Here is a 1,607-nt window from a genome sequence, read left to right on the forward strand (position 1 = left end):
CGCGCGCTGCAGGCCAGCCTGCCGGCGCGGCTGCTGGCGCGGCTGTTCCACCTGCGCCGCGCCAACACCCGCCGGGGCAGCCGCCAGAACATCTCGTTCCATTACGACATGGGCAACGATTTCTATGCCCAGTGGCTGGACCCGGACATGCTCTATTCCAGCGCCATCTACGCCACGGGCCAGGAATCGCTGGAGCAGGCGCAGCAGGCCAAGCTGGCCCGCATCGCCACCCTGCTGGCGCCCCGGGCCGGCGAACGCGTGCTGGAGATCGGCTGCGGCTGGGGCGCCCTGGCCATTGCCCTGGCCCGCGACACCGGCGCATCGGTGACCGGCCTCACCCTGTCGTCCGAGCAACTGCGCCACGCCCGCCAGCGCGTGCATGACGAGGCGCTCACCGAGCACATCGACCTGCGACTGCAGGACTACCGAGACGTCGAAGGCCAGTTCGACCACATCGTCTCCATCGAAATGCTGGAGGCCGTGGGCGAGCGCTACTGGCCGGCCTATTTCCAAACGCTCAAAGAGCGGCTGCGCCCCGGCGGCCGGGCGGTAGTGCAGGTCATCACCATCGCGGACGCACAGTTCGAGCAGTACCGCAGCACCACCGACTTCATCCAGCGCTACATCTTTCCGGGCGGCATGCTGCCCTCGCCCTCGCGGCTGCGGCAAGCGCTGGCGAACGCGGGCCTGGCGCTGCAGGCTGCGGAAACCTTCGGCCCCAGCTATGCGACCACCCTCGCCGAATGGCGCCACCGCTTTCTGAGCGCCTGGCCCACGATCGAGCCGCTGGGCTTCGATGCACCGTTCCGTCGGCTGTGGGAGTACTACCTGTGCTATTGCGAAGCCGGCTTCAGCACCGGCCGGGTGGACGTGGGCCTGTACACCATCGTCCATGCCCCGCCGGCCGCCCCGGACACGCCCGACACAACGCACCGCCCCGGGTAAACCGCACTCGCCCAGCGCCCCACACGGCGGGGTGCGTGCCAGAATCTCGCCATGCTTGCCCACACGGCTTATTCGGCCCATGCCGCCCTCGTTCCCCGCGGCTCCGACGACACCACGATGGGAACGCTCTACCGCGCCGCGATCGGCCCGGTCAATGCCGATTACTACCTGCCCGCCTTCGAGCGGCTCGACACCGCGGGCCGCCCGCTGCCGCGCTGGAACTGGGCCGCGGCCCTGTGCACGCTGAACTGGCTGGTGTTCCGCCAGCTCTGGGGAGCCGCCCTCGTCTATGTGGCGGCCCTCGAAGGCGTCGCGCTGCTGGTGTTCGCCCTGGGCCAGTACGTGGTGCAGTGGCCGCTGCCGGTGCTGTCGGGCGTGCTGCTCGCGCTTTTGCTGGCCGCCACCGTGGTGCCGGGGCTGTACGGCGACGCCATCTTTCATGCCGAGGTGCGCAAGCGCATCACCAAGGCGCTCTCGGCCTCGGCCACCTTGCCCCAGGCGGGCGAATGGCTCGCCCGCCGCGCGGCGACCCGGCGCCGGCTGGGGTGGATCGCCGCGGCCAACGTGGCGTTGGCGGTGGCGCGCTGGCGCTGTACCTGCTGCTGCCTGCCGGGGCTTCTTTGGCAGGCCCTGCCACCGGCAGCCCCCCCAGCGGCAGCGCC

1 protein-coding gene and 1 pseudogene are annotated in these 1,607 nt (G+C 70.8%); both read left to right on the plus strand.

Annotation, left to right across the window (positions count from 1 at the left end):
• Window positions 1-945: class I SAM-dependent methyltransferase (locus AC27IQ_RS24140; protein WP_487091078.1), on the plus strand; the 945-nt coding region annotated here is incomplete at its 5' end.
• 51 nt (window positions 946-996) lie between these two features.
• Window positions 997-1,607, plus strand: a pseudogene (locus tag AC27IQ_RS24145) (SPOR domain-containing protein); the annotation flags it as partial.

The organism is Acidovorax sp. KPB24-07, from assembly GCF_057543315.1.